17 protein-coding genes are annotated in these 15,067 nt (G+C 36.2%); 15 read left to right on the top strand and 2 right to left on the bottom strand.

The features are described 5' to 3' along the window. Window positions 1-197 precede the first annotated feature (197 nt). On the top strand, window positions 198-1,175 hold the full coding sequence (locus G4D63_RS11190; RefSeq protein WP_163179725.1) for an LCP family protein: 978 nt from the start codon (window positions 198-200) through the stop codon (window positions 1,173-1,175). Window positions 1,176-1,269: 94 nt separating this feature from the next. On the opposite strand, the gene G4D63_RS11185 is transcribed toward G4D63_RS11190, so the two are convergent. Beyond that, window positions 1,270-2,295 carry an LCP family protein gene (locus G4D63_RS11185; RefSeq protein WP_163179724.1) on the bottom strand — a complete coding sequence of 342 codons (1,026 nt, stop codon included), beginning with the start codon at window positions 2,293-2,295 and terminating at the stop codon, window positions 1,270-1,272. Between the two features lie 26 nt (window positions 2,296-2,321). Continuing rightward, entirely contained in the window at window positions 2,322-2,957 is a 636-nt protein-coding gene (locus G4D63_RS11180; RefSeq protein ID WP_163179723.1) for a YigZ family protein, read from the bottom strand. Between the two features lie 416 nt (window positions 2,958-3,373). Between G4D63_RS11180 and G4D63_RS11175 the strand changes: the two genes are divergently transcribed. The 14 genes from G4D63_RS11175 to hag all read left to right on the top strand — a co-directional run bounded on the left by G4D63_RS11175 (window position 3,374) and on the right by hag (window position 14,996). After that, window positions 3,374-4,525 (top strand): sensor histidine kinase, encoded by a 1,152-nt coding sequence (locus G4D63_RS11175; protein ID WP_239585945.1) that lies wholly within the window; start codon window positions 3,374-3,376, stop codon window positions 4,523-4,525. Between the two features lie 26 nt (window positions 4,526-4,551). Then, a complete protein-coding gene (locus tag G4D63_RS11170) occupies window positions 4,552-5,232 on the top strand; it encodes a response regulator (protein WP_163179722.1) in 681 nt (226 codons plus the stop codon). 284 nt (window positions 5,233-5,516) lie between these two features. After that, window positions 5,517-6,359, top strand: coding sequence for a DegV family protein (locus G4D63_RS11165; RefSeq protein WP_163179721.1), 843 nt, complete (start codon window positions 5,517-5,519; stop codon window positions 6,357-6,359). A 41-nt stretch (window positions 6,360-6,400) separates the two neighbouring features. Beyond that, the gene (locus G4D63_RS11160) at window positions 6,401-7,870 is read left to right on the top strand and encodes an ATP-dependent helicase ComFA (RefSeq protein ID WP_163179720.1); all 1,470 of its coding nucleotides are present in this window, start codon (window positions 6,401-6,403) and stop codon (window positions 7,868-7,870) included. A gap of 212 nt (window positions 7,871-8,082) precedes the next feature. After that, window positions 8,083-8,550, top strand: coding sequence for a ComF family protein (locus G4D63_RS21860; RefSeq protein ID WP_338023934.1), 468 nt, complete (start codon window positions 8,083-8,085; stop codon window positions 8,548-8,550). A gap of 84 nt (window positions 8,551-8,634) precedes the next feature. Beyond that, window positions 8,635-9,030, top strand: coding sequence for a TIGR03826 family flagellar region protein (locus tag G4D63_RS11150; protein ID WP_163179718.1), 396 nt, complete (start codon window positions 8,635-8,637; stop codon window positions 9,028-9,030). Window positions 9,031-9,122: 92 nt separating this feature from the next. Continuing rightward, window positions 9,123-9,389 (top strand): flagellar biosynthesis anti-sigma factor FlgM, encoded by a 267-nt coding sequence (flgM, locus tag G4D63_RS11145; RefSeq protein ID WP_239585944.1) that lies wholly within the window; start codon window positions 9,123-9,125, stop codon window positions 9,387-9,389. A gap of 67 nt (window positions 9,390-9,456) precedes the next feature. Then, the gene (locus G4D63_RS11140) at window positions 9,457-9,951 is read left to right on the top strand and encodes a flagellar protein FlgN (RefSeq protein ID WP_163179717.1); all 495 of its coding nucleotides are present in this window, start codon (window positions 9,457-9,459) and stop codon (window positions 9,949-9,951) included. An 11-nt stretch (window positions 9,952-9,962) separates the two neighbouring features. Further along, window positions 9,963-11,510 carry a flagellar hook-associated protein FlgK gene (flgK, locus tag G4D63_RS11135; protein ID WP_163179716.1) on the top strand — a complete coding sequence of 516 codons (1,548 nt, stop codon included), beginning with the start codon at window positions 9,963-9,965 and terminating at the stop codon, window positions 11,508-11,510. 14 nt (window positions 11,511-11,524) lie between these two features. Continuing rightward, window positions 11,525-12,436 carry a flagellar hook-associated protein FlgL gene (gene flgL, locus G4D63_RS11130; protein ID WP_163179715.1) on the top strand — a complete coding sequence of 304 codons (912 nt, stop codon included), beginning with the start codon at window positions 11,525-11,527 and terminating at the stop codon, window positions 12,434-12,436. Between the two features lie 65 nt (window positions 12,437-12,501). Next, on the top strand, window positions 12,502-13,053 hold the full coding sequence (locus G4D63_RS11125) for a DUF6470 family protein (RefSeq protein ID WP_163179714.1): 552 nt from the start codon (window positions 12,502-12,504) through the stop codon (window positions 13,051-13,053). A gap of 52 nt (window positions 13,054-13,105) precedes the next feature. Further along, complete coding sequence (fliW, locus tag G4D63_RS11120; protein ID WP_163179911.1) at window positions 13,106-13,540, top strand: flagellar assembly protein FliW; 435 nt, start codon at window positions 13,106-13,108, stop codon at window positions 13,538-13,540. 11 nt (window positions 13,541-13,551) lie between these two features. Continuing rightward, window positions 13,552-13,785 (top strand): carbon storage regulator CsrA, encoded by a 234-nt coding sequence (csrA, locus tag G4D63_RS11115; RefSeq protein ID WP_163179713.1) that lies wholly within the window; start codon window positions 13,552-13,554, stop codon window positions 13,783-13,785. Between the two features lie 266 nt (window positions 13,786-14,051). Beyond that, entirely contained in the window at window positions 14,052-14,996 is a 945-nt protein-coding gene (hag, locus tag G4D63_RS11110; RefSeq protein ID WP_163179712.1) for a flagellin Hag, read from the top strand. Window positions 14,997-15,067 lie beyond the last annotated feature (71 nt).

Genomic DNA, 15,067 nt, shown 5'->3' with positions numbered 1-15,067 from the left:
ATGATAGATAATTAGTTTTGGAATATATTATTGTTATGTTTCATATGATTTATACTAGTTTCTTATCGTTATTGCCTTAATTTTTTTTAAATACGTTTTTTGAAGATAGGAGCATTGATCCTATCTTTGTTTTTGAAATTAAAATTCAGAATTCCTATGCTAGTGGTGTTGAAATTTAAAGGGGATGTAAATGAAGTATGACTAATAATAGAGCAGATAAACTATTTGACAAAAAAAAGAGACGTAAGAAGAAAGTAATTTATACCATATTAATTACGTTCTCAATAGCAGCCATTTGTTTAGGATATTTCTTGTATAGCAGCTATAATGCTGCAAGTAACTCATTTAAAGACTTAGAAAGAGGCGATAAGTCTAAAAAGAGAGAGGAAGCAGTAGTTGTTCATAAAGATCCGATTTCCATCTTATTAATGGGATTAGAAGATTACAGTAGTGGTGGTAAAAATGGACGTACTGATTCTTTGGTTATTATTACATTTAATCCTGTTGATAAAAGTATGAAAATGGTTAGTATCCCAAGAGACACATATGTTGAACTACCAGGGCGTGGAAAGGATAAAATTAACCATGCACATGTTTTCGGTGGATCAGATCTTACTATAGAGACAGTAGAAAACTTTCTTGATATACCTATAGACTATTATGCAAAAGTAAACTTCGAAGGATTTAAAGAAATTGTAGATGAAGTAGGCGGTATTTCAGTAGATGTTCCATTTGATTTTTGGGAATATAGTGATGAAGAAGCCTATAAAAAGCTGTACTTTACTAAGGGCGTTCAAAGCTTGAATGGGGAAGAAGCCCTTGCTTATGTAAGAATGAGATCACAGGATAAACAGGGAGATTTCGGAAGAATAGAGCGCCAGAAGCAAGCTGTAAAAGCACTGGTAAGTAAGGTTAATAACCCAACTATTTTATTTAAGGCTACTGATATTGCAGAGCATGTTGGTTCTAATGTTGAAACTAACTTAAAGCCAGGAGAGTTAGTGAATTTTGCTGGTATGTATAAGAATATAGATTTAAACGACAGTGAGAATCTAACACTTGAAGGGGAGAATTCAAGAATAAATAGGATTTATTATTACGTTCCTAAAGAAGATAGTTTGACTGTTATTCAGGATAAACTAAAAGAACATTTAAATATAAATAATACTAATTAGTTAAATCCTAATGCTGGATCTAGTATATTAAACAAAAAGGAAGCCTAATTGGCTTCCCCTTTTGTTTTTAGGCTCAAATTTTAAAAAACAAAATCTAACTATCATTACTTGATAAGGTTTTATTTGTTTCTGTAGTAGGTTGAGTAGCTGGATTCTGTTCTAGATGTTTCTGTAGTTCGTGTTTAAGGGTTTCTAGCTTTTCATCATCAGGGTCGAAGTAATAAATATTATCTTGATAAAAGTCATACCCCTCGATATTAAGGGTTTCAATCTTTGAAGAATTAAAATCTTTGTATTTTTGTCTGAAGGTAATAGCTTCTCCAAGCTTGACGTTTGTTTCTACATTATTTCCAATCTCTAAGACAATATCATCAATCTTTGTAAGAGCAGTTGTCGTTGAAAGTTTGTCGATTACTGCTGAAACGATTTGTTTTTGTCGATCATTTCGTCCGAAATCACCTCGTGGATCTTTCTTCCTCATTCTTGCATAGACTAAAGCAGCTTCTCCAGATAACGTCATTTCACCCTCTTCAAAATAGAACGTTTCTCTTTTTCCATTAATATCATCAAAGTCAAACGGAACATCTACTGTTACTCCACCAAGCTCATCAACAATATTGATAAAGCCTTGAAAATTAACAGTTACATAATAATCAATGGGGATTTCTAGGAATTCTTCTACTGTATCAATAGTTAGTTCCTTATCACCTAACGAATAAGCATGGTTTATTTTGTCCATTTTGTAATCGGGAATTTCGACCCTTGTGTCTCGCGGAATACTAAGCATTTTTAGTGTTTGGTCTGTTGGATTAAAAGTAGCGACAATTAACGTATCAGAACGGCCTCTATCATATTCTCCAGAATAATCCTCTACTCCAAGAATTAATACTGAAACAGGATCGTTAGAAATCTCAACTGGCTTTATACGTAACTTCGATTTATCTTCACGGTCTTTGATTTCTACATAAGAGTTACTTGCGGCATTATAAGTTTGAAAAAACAAACTACCTACATATATACTTACTAAACAAAGGACCACAGTTGAAAAAAGCAGAATTCTTTTAAGCTTGCTTTTCTTTTTATTTTTCCTCAATATATCTCTTGAGTCATTTTTATTCATTAAAAAACTTCCCCTCAGTGAAACTCTTATATAGTTTTCTTCTCTAAGTACTCCAATACACCATTTAAAATAACGCCCTGTCCATTCGTCATTTCTACCATCCACTTGGAGAATGAATCAGTTTGACTTTCTTCTACATAAATTTCAAATTCGACAATATCTGTATAATGTGTATCTTTTAATTGATATTCAGAAGATCTTAGTTCATTTTCAATCTTTCCAACCCAAGTATAATCGACCTTTACACTCATAACCCTCATAAGCTTACGTTCAACTATTCCGACAAAATTTATTCCTTCAGATGTTGCCGAACCATACGCACGGATCAGTCCACCTGCACCTAGCTTTATTCCACCGAAGTATCTAGTTACCACTACGACTGTGTCTTTTAAATCCTTTTTTTTAAGTACTTCTAGCATTGGAACGCCAGCTGTACCACTTGGTTCTCCATCATCATTAGCTTTTTGAATTTGGTTATTTTCACCAATTAAGTAAGCTGAACAATTATGGTTAGCATCACGATGCTGTTTTTTAATTTCTTGGATAAAACCTTGTGCTTCTTCCTCCGTGGTTGCTCGATTAACATAACAAATAAACCTTGACTTTTGTATATGAATTTCATTATGGCCATAGCCTTGTACCGTTTTATAGCTTAACAGCATAGCTTTACCCTCCCTTTTTCCAGCGAGGTTATCCGATATAAATAGTATTAAAAGAACATCCTCAAAAGAACATACTTCTTTCATTATAAATCGACAGCATTTTTACATCAATTATTTATTTTTTCCTATTGAAGTTAGCATCAAAAAAATTCTTACACACTATCGTTCTGAAACTTAAGTTAATTCAAGATATTTGACCTCGCTTATTAATAGGCATAGATCAGTTTAGGGGTGTGTTGTTTATTAATTAGACGTCACAGAGCTGCTCCATGTTTCGAATTACTTAGTATCTCATAATTGTCGAATTTTATAGTGTACTCTGGCTCTTTTGTCCTATAATATAAGTAGTATAAATAGGTAGGAAGTTGCTAGTAATACTTTGATGGTTTTTGTACTGTTAATGTGGAGGAATACAAATGCCTGCTAAAAAGAAGACCAAACTTGATAGTAAGATGTTAGATGAGATCCTAGTCAAAATGGTAGATACCGTTGAGGTTAGTAAGGATGAAATTTTTCGAATTGGTGAACAGTCCCGTCAGGAATTTGATTCATTAGCTGAGGAATTAAAGGATTTAAAGGAGCGAGTCTTATCGATTATTGAAGAGGGGGACAAGCTTGAGGTTCATACTAAATTTGCTAGAAAACGACTCTCTGAAGTTAGTCAGCATTTTAAGAGCTATACAGAGGGAGAAATACGTGAAGCTTATGAAAAGGCACATACCCTACAAATGGAGCTTACTGTCATTCGCCAAAAGGAAAAACAGCTTCGTGACCGTCGTGATGAAATTGAACGTAGACTAATCGGTTTGACTGAAACAATTGAGCGTGCTGATTCTTTGGTTGGTCAAATTTCGGTCGTGCTAAATTACCTGGATAGTGATTTAAGAGCTTTTGGAGATATGGTTGAGGATGCTAAGCAAAAACAGGATTACGGTTTGAAGATTATTGAGGCACAAGAAGATGAGCGTAAGCGGTTATCTCGTGAAATTCATGATGGACCTGCTCAAATGCTAGCTAATGTTATGATGAGATCAGATTTAATTGAAAAAATATATCGTGAGCGTAGTGGCGAGGAAGCAATTCTTGAAATTCGTAATTTACGAAAGATGGTAAGGAATGCCTTATATGAGGTTAGAAGAATCATTTATGACCTACGCCCGATGGCATTGGATGATCTTGGTCTGATTCCTACCCTCAAAAAATACTTAGATACTATCGAAGACTATAATAATCATGCTACTATACGTTTTATCCATCTTGGTAGTGAACAAAGGTTACCAGCGAAGCTTGAGGTAGCGTTGTTTCGATTAATACAAGAATCTGTTCAAAACGCGTGTAAGCATTCGGCAGCTTCTGAGATCCATGTTAAACTAGAAATCCAACGTGAACAGATTACGGTTGTTGTGAAAGATAATGGAAAAGGATTTAATATAGAAGAGAAAAAAGAGAAGTCCTTTGGTTTAATTGGAATGAGAGAAAGAATTGAGATTTTAGAAGGACAGATTTCAATTGACTCTAAACTCGATGCTGGGACAACCATCTTAATGAAGATTCCGTTAAATGCTTAGTTGAATAGCTGTGGGAGGCGAAACTTTTGAAGAAGACAAATATCATAATTATTGATGATCACCAGTTATTCCGTGAAGGAGTTAAGCGGATTTTAGATTTTGAAGCAAATTTTGAAGTAATAGCAGAGGGTGATGATGGCTCTCAGGCGCTTGGTCTTGTAGAGCAACATCAACCAGATGTAGTGATTATGGATATAAATATGCCAACATTAAATGGTGTGGAGGCTACAGGTCAGTTAGTAGCGAGGTTCCCCGAGACAAAAGTGATTATCTTATCTATTCATGACGATGAAAACTATGTTTCACATGCATTGAAAACAGGTGCACAAGGATACTTGTTAAAGGAAATGGATGCTGAACAGCTTGTTGAGGCTGTAAAGGTTGTAGCTGATGGAGGTTCTTACTTACATCCTAAGGTTACGCATAATCTTGTCAAGGAATACCGACGCTTGGCTTCTAGTAATCAAGGAACATTAAAAAAAGAAGTAGAAGTAAGACGTCCACTTCATTTATTAACTAGACGTGAATGTGAAGTGTTGCAATTACTTGCAGATGGTAAAAGTAACCGTAGTATTGGTGAAATACTTTTCATCAGTGAAAAGACAGTTAAGAATCATGTGAGTAATATTCTTACTAAAATGAATGTGAATGATCGTACTCAAGCTGTTGTCGTATCGATTAAAAATGGTTGGGTTGAGGTAAAATAGAAACAATGGGGATAATCAGGGGATACCTTGGTTATCTTTTTGTTTTTATTGGATAATATTTTTTGAAATGTGTTTGAAGTTAAATTTTTACCAGGGGTAATAAAGCGCTTCAGTACAACATTGTAGATGAGAGTTAATTAAACGTTTGTTTAAATCAGACGGTAAAATCACTATACTAATATGATTTAATGTTGCATATGATAAATATACTGATACACCTATGACAAATATCATGTTAAAATGGTCTAGAATGGTAAAACCTCTTAAATAAGGAAGGTAAAACAATGAAAACAGCCGTAGTGACGGATAGTACTTCATACATACCCAAAGAATTACGAGAAAAATGGAATATACATATGCTACCTCTTAATGTTGTATTCGGCAATGAATCCTATCAAGAGGAAGCCGAGATTACAACAGAAGATTTTTATGAAAAGGTAAGTCATGGTGGTGAGCTACCGAAAACATCTCAGCCGGCAATCGGACTTTGTGTAAATTTATATAGCGAGCTGTCTCATGAGTATGACGCAGTTATTAGTATTCATTTATCTAGTGGAATCAGTGGTACCTATCAAGGGGCTGTTGCTGCAGGTAATATGGTTGACGCCATAAAGGTATATCCATATGATTCAGAGATCAGTGCTATGCCACAAGGTTTTTATGTGCTTGAGGCAGCAAAGCTTGCTCAAGCAGGAAAGGGCCCTGAAGAGATCATTGCCAGACTGGATGAAATGAAGAAATCACTTAAAGCCTATTTTATGGTCGATGATTTATCTCACTTACAAAGAGGCGGTCGCTTAAGTAGTGCTCAAGCTTTTGTTGGGAGCTTGTTACAAGTGAAGCCAGTGCTTCATTTTGTTGACAAAAAGATTGTTCCTTTTGAAAAGATTCGAACTCGTAAAAAGGCGATCAAGCGGATGTTTGAATTGTTCAATGATGATGCAAAAGATGGACAGCCTATCGTTGCAACAATCATTCATGCTAACCGCTTAGAGGAAGCAACGGAGCTTAAGGCAGAGTTAGAAGCAAATTATCCAAATGTTGAAATTATTATTAGCCATTTTGGACCGGTTATTGGTACTCATCTTGGTGAGGGTGCAATTGGTTTAGGATGGTATATAAAATAGGGGCTCCCTTTTTGGGAGTCTTTTAATAAAAAGGAGGCTATATGCTGTTTTCGCAAGATGATAAAATGTTAAAACCCTCGGAACATGGCTCTCGTATTAGTGACTTATATTTAGAGGCTATCACGCTAGACCCCACTTTTAATTTCTCCGTCGATCTTCAACAAACCCTTCAAGGAAGACGTCTACTCATTGATGAAATTCCCTTTCCGTTAGAAGTTTTACAAGAGCATTATGAGCATGGTTATATTCAGTATCATTATGGTGTTAAAAGAATAAAAGGATTATATGAGTGTGTTAGGTGTGGTAATCAGGAAGATGCTTTGTTTGCAAGGTTTGGTTGTGCTAGGTGTAAGAAAACTTGTACGTATTGTCGTAAGTGTATTGCGATGGGACGAGTGAGTGAATGTACACCTTTAGTTAGTTGGGGTGGATCAGTGGAGACCTTTCAATATGAAACCCCTTTAGTATGGGACGGTGTGGTATCTAAAGGACAAGCCAACGCATCCAGTGAGCTTGTGAGTGTAATCACGAAGGATTCTGAATTGCTGATCTGGGCTGTGTGTGGTGCTGGAAAGACGGAGGTTCTTTTTGAAGGAATTTCTCTGGCATTATCTCTTGGTAAATATGTTTGTCTTGCCACGCCGAGGACTGATGTGGTAATTGAGTTAGCTCCGAGGATAAAAAGTGTATTTCCAGACGTTATCGTACATTCTCTTTATGGTGGAAGTTCTGACCCTCGCTGTCTTGCACCTATTACAATTGCAACTACTCATCAATTACTTCGTTATTACAAAGCATTTGACGTCATTATTATTGATGAGGTAGATGCTTTCCCCTATTCATTTGACGCTATGTTACAGCGAGCAGTTCAACAAGCTAAAAAGGAAACATCCTCAACGATTTATTTAACAGCAACTCCCGATTCAAAATGGAAGAAGAAAGTTTATCAAAACCAAATCGAATCCGTGACCATTCCGGCTCGCTTTCACGGTCATCCTTTACCTGTACCTGAGTATCGTTGGTGTGGGAACTGGAGGAAGTACATATTAAAAAGGAAGATTCCATCTGTTATTATGGTGTGGCTTCAGGAAAAGCTGGAATCGAAACGCCAGGCATTTTTGTTTGTGCCATCGATTGAGGTGTTGGAAGATTTATTGCCCTTGGTGAGAGAAATCTCCGAAGCGATTGAAGGCGTTCATTCTAAAGACCCACTACGAAAAGAAAAAGTGGCTAGTTTTCGTGCTGGTGTTATACCAATTCTTCTAACCACGACTATTTTAGAACGGGGAGTTACGATACCGAAAACAGATGTAGGTGTTTTAGGTGCTGATGACGGGGTATTTACTGAGAGTACCTTGGTTCAGATAGCTGGAAGAGTCGGGAGGAGCACGGCAGATCCAACGGGTGAGATTTTATATTTTCACTTTGGCAAGACAGGAGCGATGGTTTCCGCTAAAAAACAGATTATGAGCATGAATAAACAGGCAGTAGAGAAAGGGTTATTAAAATGAGTCAATGTTTAGTTTGTCATGAGTCAATTGCTGTAGTTAGTTGGGTTTCGACGATTTTGATAAAACAAGAAAACATTTGTTATCGATGTAAAAGAGAGCTTCACCTAATTGAAGGCCACGTATGCGAGGACTGTGGCAGAATGGGCAACTTTGAGTCAAGGTGTACTGACTGTCTCAGGTGGGGAGAACATCCATATTGGAGTAAATATAGAGTGAAGAACCGCTCCATTTATCAATATAATGAAGGAATGAAGATGATTTTAAATCAGTTTAAATTTCGTGGAGATTATGAGTTATATAAAGCTTTTGAAGCGGAGATGAGAAAAGTATTTATAAGAGACTTTACCAAGATTGATCTAATAAGCTTTATTCCGCTAAGTGATGAGCGACTTTATGAAAGAGGTTTTAATCAAGCGGAAGTCTTAGCGCAGCTAATAACGAGTAATGCTGTACCACTCTTGGTAAAAAAGGAAGAATCCAAACAAAGTAAAAAAAATCGTCAGGAACGTATTTCTACTGAGAATCCCTTTATATTACTCCCCCACATACATCTACAAGATAACCATATCCTTCTAATAGACGATATCTACACTACAGGTACCACGATACGTCATGCAGCCCAGCTTCTACTTCAAGAAGGAGCTAAACAAGTTTCTTCCTTAACCCTCATACGAAGCTAAAACATTCCAAAACTTTGCACTTTAAGTATGACGAACTTTGTCGATATAATAGATATCACAGTAGAAAAAAGGATTGGTGTTATTATGGGAGAACTAGCGAATTGCCCACTTTGTGACAAGCTATTTGTGGCTACACCTATGCATGATGTATGTCCGGCTTGCTATAAGGAAGAACAAAAACTATTTGAAACCGTTTATGAATATATCCGCAAAAAGGAAAACAGAATGGCAACACTAGTAGAAGTTTCAGAAGCAACGGAAGTAGAAGAAACGTTAGTGATCAAATGGATCCGAACAGGGAAGTTGAAGCTCGCTCAGTTTCCGAATCTTGGGTACCCTTGTGAAAAATGTAAAACAATCATTAGACAAGGTCGAGTGTGTGAAAATTGTGCAAAAGGAATACATGCGGATTTAAAACAGCTTCAGAATGAAGAAGAAAGAGTAAAAAGGGAAAAAACAGCTACGTTTTTAAGGAAATAAGAAATAATTTACTCTAAAAATGTAAACTTTTTGCCTTTTCATCCGATACTATAGGTATAAGAAACTCTTATCGGAGTGAGAAGGAGTCAAATATGATGAAAATAAATAACATAAATTCACTAAATGTGAACCCATATAAGAAGAATTTAAATAAAGTGCAAGGTGCCGAAAAATCAGCGACTAGAGCAGATAAGGTTGAAATATCTTCAGCTGCAAAAGAAATGCAAGTTACCTCTAAAGTGGCTGCTGAGAGATTAGATAAAATCCAGGCATTAAAACAACAGGTTGAAGCAGGATCTTACCAGGTTGATGCTGAATCTGTAGCTAAAAGCGTTATTCAATATTTTTCGAAAAACTAAAACATTAAAATCAGGATTTGGGCCGACTCAAGTCCTTCATTTTTTGTAAAGAGAGAGGTGAGTGGATATGAAATCTGAAAAACTTATAGATACGTTAAATAAGCTATTAGCATTACATCAGAGCTTGCACAAGCTTGGCACACAGAAAACGGAAGTCATTAAGAAGGGTGACATTGAAGCTCTTTCCTCAATACTTAAGGATGAGAACAAACATGTAATGGCGATTAATAAGCTTGAAGAAGAGCGGAAGCAACAGGTAATGCGCTTAGTAAGTGGTCATGCTATAAAAGGTGATGAACCAACACTAACGGATGTTATTGAAGGTCTTTCTAGTGAAGAAGCAGACAAATTAGTTTCTCTTCGCGATCAGCTCTACACTCAACTTGAAGAGTTAAAGTCAATAAATACGTTAAATCAGGAATTAGTCTATTCCTCCCTACAATTTGTTAATTATTCATTAGATCTTCTAATGCCAAGAACACAGAATATGAACTACAATAAACCAACTAATAAAGGTCAAGCAGAACCTGTTAAGCGTTCAGTGTTTGACTCGAAAGCATAGGAGGAAAAGGAATGCGATCTACGTTTCATGGATTAGAAACAGCAAGAAGGGGAATGGTTACTCAGCAGTCCGCTTTATATGTGACGGGTCATAATATTTCGAACGCAAATACTCCAGGATATTCAAGGCAAGTGGTGAATATGCAACAAACGGAGGCATTTCCTGCAGCATCAATGAACCGTCCAATGATGCCAGGGCTTTTAGGAACTGGTGTAGAAGCAGGCTCTATTGCTAGAGTACGTGAGCAATTTTTAGATATTCAATATCGTGGCGAAAGTATGAAAAACGGATATTACAGCTCAAAGAGTGAAGCTTTATATAAAATGGAACAAATTATGAATGAGCCTTCTGATGATGGATTAGCAAATACGATGAATCGTTTTTGGAATTCATTACAGGACTTAGCGACAAACCCAGAGGATGATGGAGCGCGTCTGGTAGTAGCACAACGTGGACAAGCGGTTGCTGATACATTTAACTATTTATCTACTACTCTATCAACAGTTAAGGTTGATATTAAGTCAGAATTAGAAGTAACTACTAATTCTATCAATACTCTATTAACCCAAATAAATAGTTTAAATAAGCAAATCACAGAAATTGAACCACACGGATATTTACCAAATGATCTGTACGATCAAAGAGATAGTCTAGTTGACCAGCTCACAACTCTTGTTAATGTAAAAGTTACAAGTGAAAAGCCAGCAAATTACGGTAATGCATTAGCTAGTGCTGAAGGAAGTTATAAAATTGAGCTTATGGATCGTACGAATACAACATCTTATGGAACATTAGTAGACGGGACTAATTTTACAGTTAAACCTGTTGGCGTGAGCTATGCTACTGAAGTAGTAAATGGTAACCCCGTAGAATATGTTAGTGGTGTTACGATACAGGGTGGAACACCTATTACAAAATTTGACTTCTTTGGTAAGTTGAATGGCCTGATTGAATCTTACGGATATAAGGATGGTAATGGTCAGGTTGCAGGTTCTTATATGAGAATGCTGAATGATCTAGATAAACTAGCAAATGCATTTGCCACAGAGTTTAATAGAGTTCATGAAAGTGGAAAACAGTACGATACGAACTTAAATGCACCAGCATTCTTTATGGATGTTACATCAGCTAAGACAATAAAGGTTAATCAGGATATTTTTACAAATCCTGGGTTGATTGCTGCTGCTAAACAAGACAATAGTGCTGGAGATGGCTCTAATGCATTAGAATTAGCAGCTATTATGAGTAAGCAGGTAAGTACGTTTGGAGATCAGGCATCTGTAGTAGGTATAGCCGGAAACCTTGATGCTTTTTATCAAGGTATGATTGGTGCGATGGCAGTTGAGGGACAGGAAGCACAAAGATTAAAGCTAAACTCGGAAGTACTTCTGACTTCAGTGGATAATAACCGTCAATCGGTAAGTGGTGTTTCAATTGATGAAGAAATGACGAATATGATTAAGTTTCAGCATGCATATAATGCATCTGCGAGAAATATTACCGTGATTGATGAAATGCTTGAACGTATTATTAATGGGCTTGGTACAGGCGGAAGGTAGAGGTGAATAGATAAATGCGTATTACACAGGGTATTCTTACAAATAGTATGCTTCGAAATCTAAATAAAAGCTATAATAGACTTGATGTCATTCAAAACCAGCTAGCTACTGGTAAGAAAATCACCAAACCCTCTGATGATCCAGTTGTGGCAATGAGAGGAATTAGCTACCGTGGGGATTTAAACAATATTGAACAATACCAGCGTAATATTGCTGAAGTTAATAATTTCCTTGATAGTACAGATGTTGCGTTGGATCAGGCAACTAGTGCCATCCAAAGAATTAGAGAGTTAACTGTTAATGCTAGTAATGGGGTATATACACCTGATGAGCGAAAGAGTATTGCAGCGGAGATTAAGCAGCTTAGGGAACAATTAATTGATGTTGGAAACTCTAAGATGGCAGGTAAGTATATCTTTAATGGAACTTCTACCACAACACCACCGTTAGATAAGAATAACCCAACAAACCCTGGAGTAAATATTAACCCTAATAGTATATCAATTGAAGTGTTTGATGGAGTTCAAATACCAGTTAATGCTAATGCTAAAGGATTATTTGGCGATAATAGTGCAACTGGTGGTACAAACTTATTTGGAGATATTTCCGCTTTAATTGATGATTTAACAGGTGCAGTCGGTGCACCGGGAAATGCCATTGATAGTTATCTCTCGAGGTTAGATGCAAACATTAATAATATTATTTCAACTAGAGCAGATGTTGGAGCAAGACAAAATAGAGTGGAACTTATGGAAGAACGTTTAAGTTCTCAAGAGGTATTTTCAAGTCGTATACTTTCGGATAATGAAGATGCAAATATTGAAAAGGTTATTACTGATTTAACCACACAAGAAAGTGTTCATCGAGCAGCATTAGGTGTTGGGGCTCGTATAATTCAACCTTCTTTACTGGACTTCTTAAGATAAAACTTGGTAGCTATCTTTCATTCGGAAAGATAGCTATTTTAAAATACATAGGGGGACATTTATATATGCAAATCCCAAAGATTCAAATACAATCTACTCGAGCTCAACTTGGTATACGAACACATCATGCCAAGGTTGATATTCAACAGCCTAAGGCCGAAATGAACATACAACAACCGTCAGCGGATTTAAACATTACTTCAACTCCAAGTAAACTAACCATTGATCAGACACAGGCTAGGGAGGATGTAGATCTTAAGAGCATTGCAAAAAGAATTCAAGAATTTGCTCAACAAGGGAAACAAGATTCACTAAAAGGTATCGCCAGAAGAGCTACTGAAGGTGATCAACTTATGAGGGTTGAGAACAAGGGAAATGCTATTGCTAGAATAGCTAAGCAAAATAGTATTAAAGAGCACCAATTTAATATTGCGTGGATACCTTCTCATGATAGCGTTAAAATTAATTATACTCCTAAAAAGGTTAACATTCAGGTAGAAGCTAAAAAACCAATTATTGAAGTACAGCCGAATAAGCCAATCCTTAATTATTCTCCAGGGAAGGTAGAATATATGATGGAAAGCTACCCAAGATTACAGATTGATTTTGTTAATTAAGTTTTGTTTTGGATAAACTAGTAAAATAATATGTTATAAGGTTGTGATGAAACTGAGGCTAGAAACCAGATACCATGGGGAACAGGAAATTGACGAAAATGAGATCATTCTATTTGAAAAAGGAATTCCAGGTTTTCTTGAGGAAAAGAAATTTGTTCTCCTTCCGTACAGTGATGATTCTGTTTTCTTTATTTTACAGTCAGCTTTAACAGCTGGACTTGCATTTGTAATTGCAGACCCATTCATATTTTTTAAAGAATATGATTTTACTCTTGAGGATCAAGTTGTCCATTCCCTCGAACTAACAGCAGAAGAGAATGTTGCAGTATACGTTATATTAACCGTACAAGACCCATTTCAAAAAACCACGGTAAACTTGCAGGCTCCTGTTGTCATTAATATAGAAAAGAGATTAGGTAAACAAGTTATATTAACAGGGACAGATTACCATACAAAGCATTCAATCTTTAAAGAAGCTGTCAAATAGGGGGTGGGAACTTGCTTGTATTAACAAGGAGAACAAACGAATCCATTCAAATTGGTGATGATATCGAAATCACCATCTTGAGCATAAGTGGGGATCAAGTGAAAATCGGGATTAATGCCCCTAAGAATATAGATATTCATCGAAAAGAGGTATATCTAGCTATTCAAAATGAAAATAATCAAGCACTCTCATCTCCATTAGATATTCTAAAGAAATTAAATGAATCTTGGAATGATAATAATTAGACACTAACCAGACGTTTTTGTAGTCTGGTTTTTTTGTTCTTTATAAATTATACGAATGCTGTTACATGGTTTAAAAAATGCACTTAAATAATTATAAAGTTTTTTAAAAAAAGTTCTAAAAAACTATTAAACAATGAAGGAACATGTCGATATATAGTATGTAAGGCAAACAGCTACTAGAGGCGGCCGACTTTAGAAACTGTTTAACTATAAAATTATAATATTCCACAAGGATGTGGAATCCAAATTCAAGGAGGAAATTCAAAATGAGAATTAATCACAATATTGCAGCTCTTAATACTCACCGTCAGTTAAATAGTGCTTCAACTGCACAATCTAAATCAATGGAAAAGTTATCTTCTGGTCTTCGTATTAACCGTGCAGGTGATGACGCAGCTGGACTAGCAATTTCAGAGAAGATGCGTGGGCAAATCCGTGGTTGGGATCAGGCTTCTCGTAATGCTCAAGATGGTATCTCTTTAATCCAAACAGCTGAAGGTGCTTTAAACGAAACTCACTCAATCCTTCAACGTATGCGTGAATTAGCTGTTCAATCTGCTAACGATACAAATACTGGTACAGATCGTGGAGAAATCCAAAAAGAGATCAACCAATTAACATCTGAAATTAACCGTATCGGTAATACAACAGAGTTCAACACTCAAAAGTTACTAAATGGAACAAAGTCAACAACTACAAACGCTGTAAACTTCCAAATCGGAGCAAATGGTCTACAAAGTATGTCAGTTGCAATTGGTGACATGCGTTCAGCTGCTTTAACTGTTGCTACTTCTGGAGCAGCAACTGGTACTACAATTAACATTAATGGTACTGCAGCATCTGTAACATATACGACTGGAACAACTATGGTTGTTACAAACGGAACAAATAATACTGCTGTTCAACGTGCACTTGATGTATCTACTCACAAAAATGCAACTGTTGCAGTAGAAGTATTTAACAAAGCGATTCAAACTGTATCAGCTGAGCGTTCTAAGCTTGGTGCTTCTCAGAACCGTTTAGAGCACACAATCAATAACCTAGGAACATCTGCTGAAAACTTAACAGCTGCTGAGTCACGTATCCGTGATGTTGACATGGCAAAAGAGATGATGACTCAAACTAAGAGTTCTATTTTATCTCAAGCTGCACAAGCAATGCTTGCACAGGCTAATCAACAACCACAAGGTGTTCTTCAATTACTTCGTTAATTTATGGTATAATTTACTAGTGGAAAAGCCGACAAGTGTCGGCTTTTTTCCATATAATAAGATAAAGTTTA

It is taken from the genome of Bacillus mesophilus, assembly GCF_011008845.1.
Lineage (GTDB): Bacteria > Bacillota > Bacilli > Bacillales > SA4 > Bacillus_BS > Bacillus_BS mesophilus.
This window is presented reverse-complemented; position numbering and strand designations above follow the sequence as displayed.

What these genes read in the sequence shown, in the direction of transcription:
- G4D63_RS11190 (WP_163179725.1), top strand. Translation starts at nt 198, where the DNA reads ATGACTAATAATAGAGCAGATAAACTATTTGACAAAAAAAAGAGACGT.
- G4D63_RS11185 (WP_163179724.1), bottom strand. Translation starts at nt 2,295, where the DNA reads ATGAATAAAAATGACTCAAGAGATATATTGAGGAAAAATAAAAAGAAA.
- G4D63_RS11180 (WP_163179723.1), bottom strand. Translation starts at nt 2,957, where the DNA reads ATGCTGTTAAGCTATAAAACGGTACAAGGCTATGGCCATAATGAAATT.
- G4D63_RS11175 (WP_239585945.1), top strand. Translation starts at nt 3,374, where the DNA reads ATGCCTGCTAAAAAGAAGACCAAACTTGATAGTAAGATGTTAGATGAG.
- G4D63_RS11165 (WP_163179721.1), top strand. Translation starts at nt 5,517, where the DNA reads ATGAAAACAGCCGTAGTGACGGATAGTACTTCATACATACCCAAAGAA.
- G4D63_RS11160 (WP_163179720.1), top strand. Translation starts at nt 6,401, where the DNA reads ATGCTGTTTTCGCAAGATGATAAAATGTTAAAACCCTCGGAACATGGC.
- G4D63_RS11150 (WP_163179718.1), top strand. Translation starts at nt 8,635, where the DNA reads ATGGGAGAACTAGCGAATTGCCCACTTTGTGACAAGCTATTTGTGGCT.
- flgM (WP_239585944.1), top strand. Translation starts at nt 9,123, where the DNA reads ATGATGAAAATAAATAACATAAATTCACTAAATGTGAACCCATATAAG.
- G4D63_RS11140 (WP_163179717.1), top strand. Translation starts at nt 9,457, where the DNA reads ATGAAATCTGAAAAACTTATAGATACGTTAAATAAGCTATTAGCATTA.
- flgK (WP_163179716.1), top strand. Translation starts at nt 9,963, where the DNA reads ATGCGATCTACGTTTCATGGATTAGAAACAGCAAGAAGGGGAATGGTT.
- flgL (WP_163179715.1), top strand. Translation starts at nt 11,525, where the DNA reads ATGCGTATTACACAGGGTATTCTTACAAATAGTATGCTTCGAAATCTA.
- G4D63_RS11125 (WP_163179714.1), top strand. Translation starts at nt 12,502, where the DNA reads ATGCAAATCCCAAAGATTCAAATACAATCTACTCGAGCTCAACTTGGT.
- hag (WP_163179712.1), top strand. Translation starts at nt 14,052, where the DNA reads ATGAGAATTAATCACAATATTGCAGCTCTTAATACTCACCGTCAGTTA.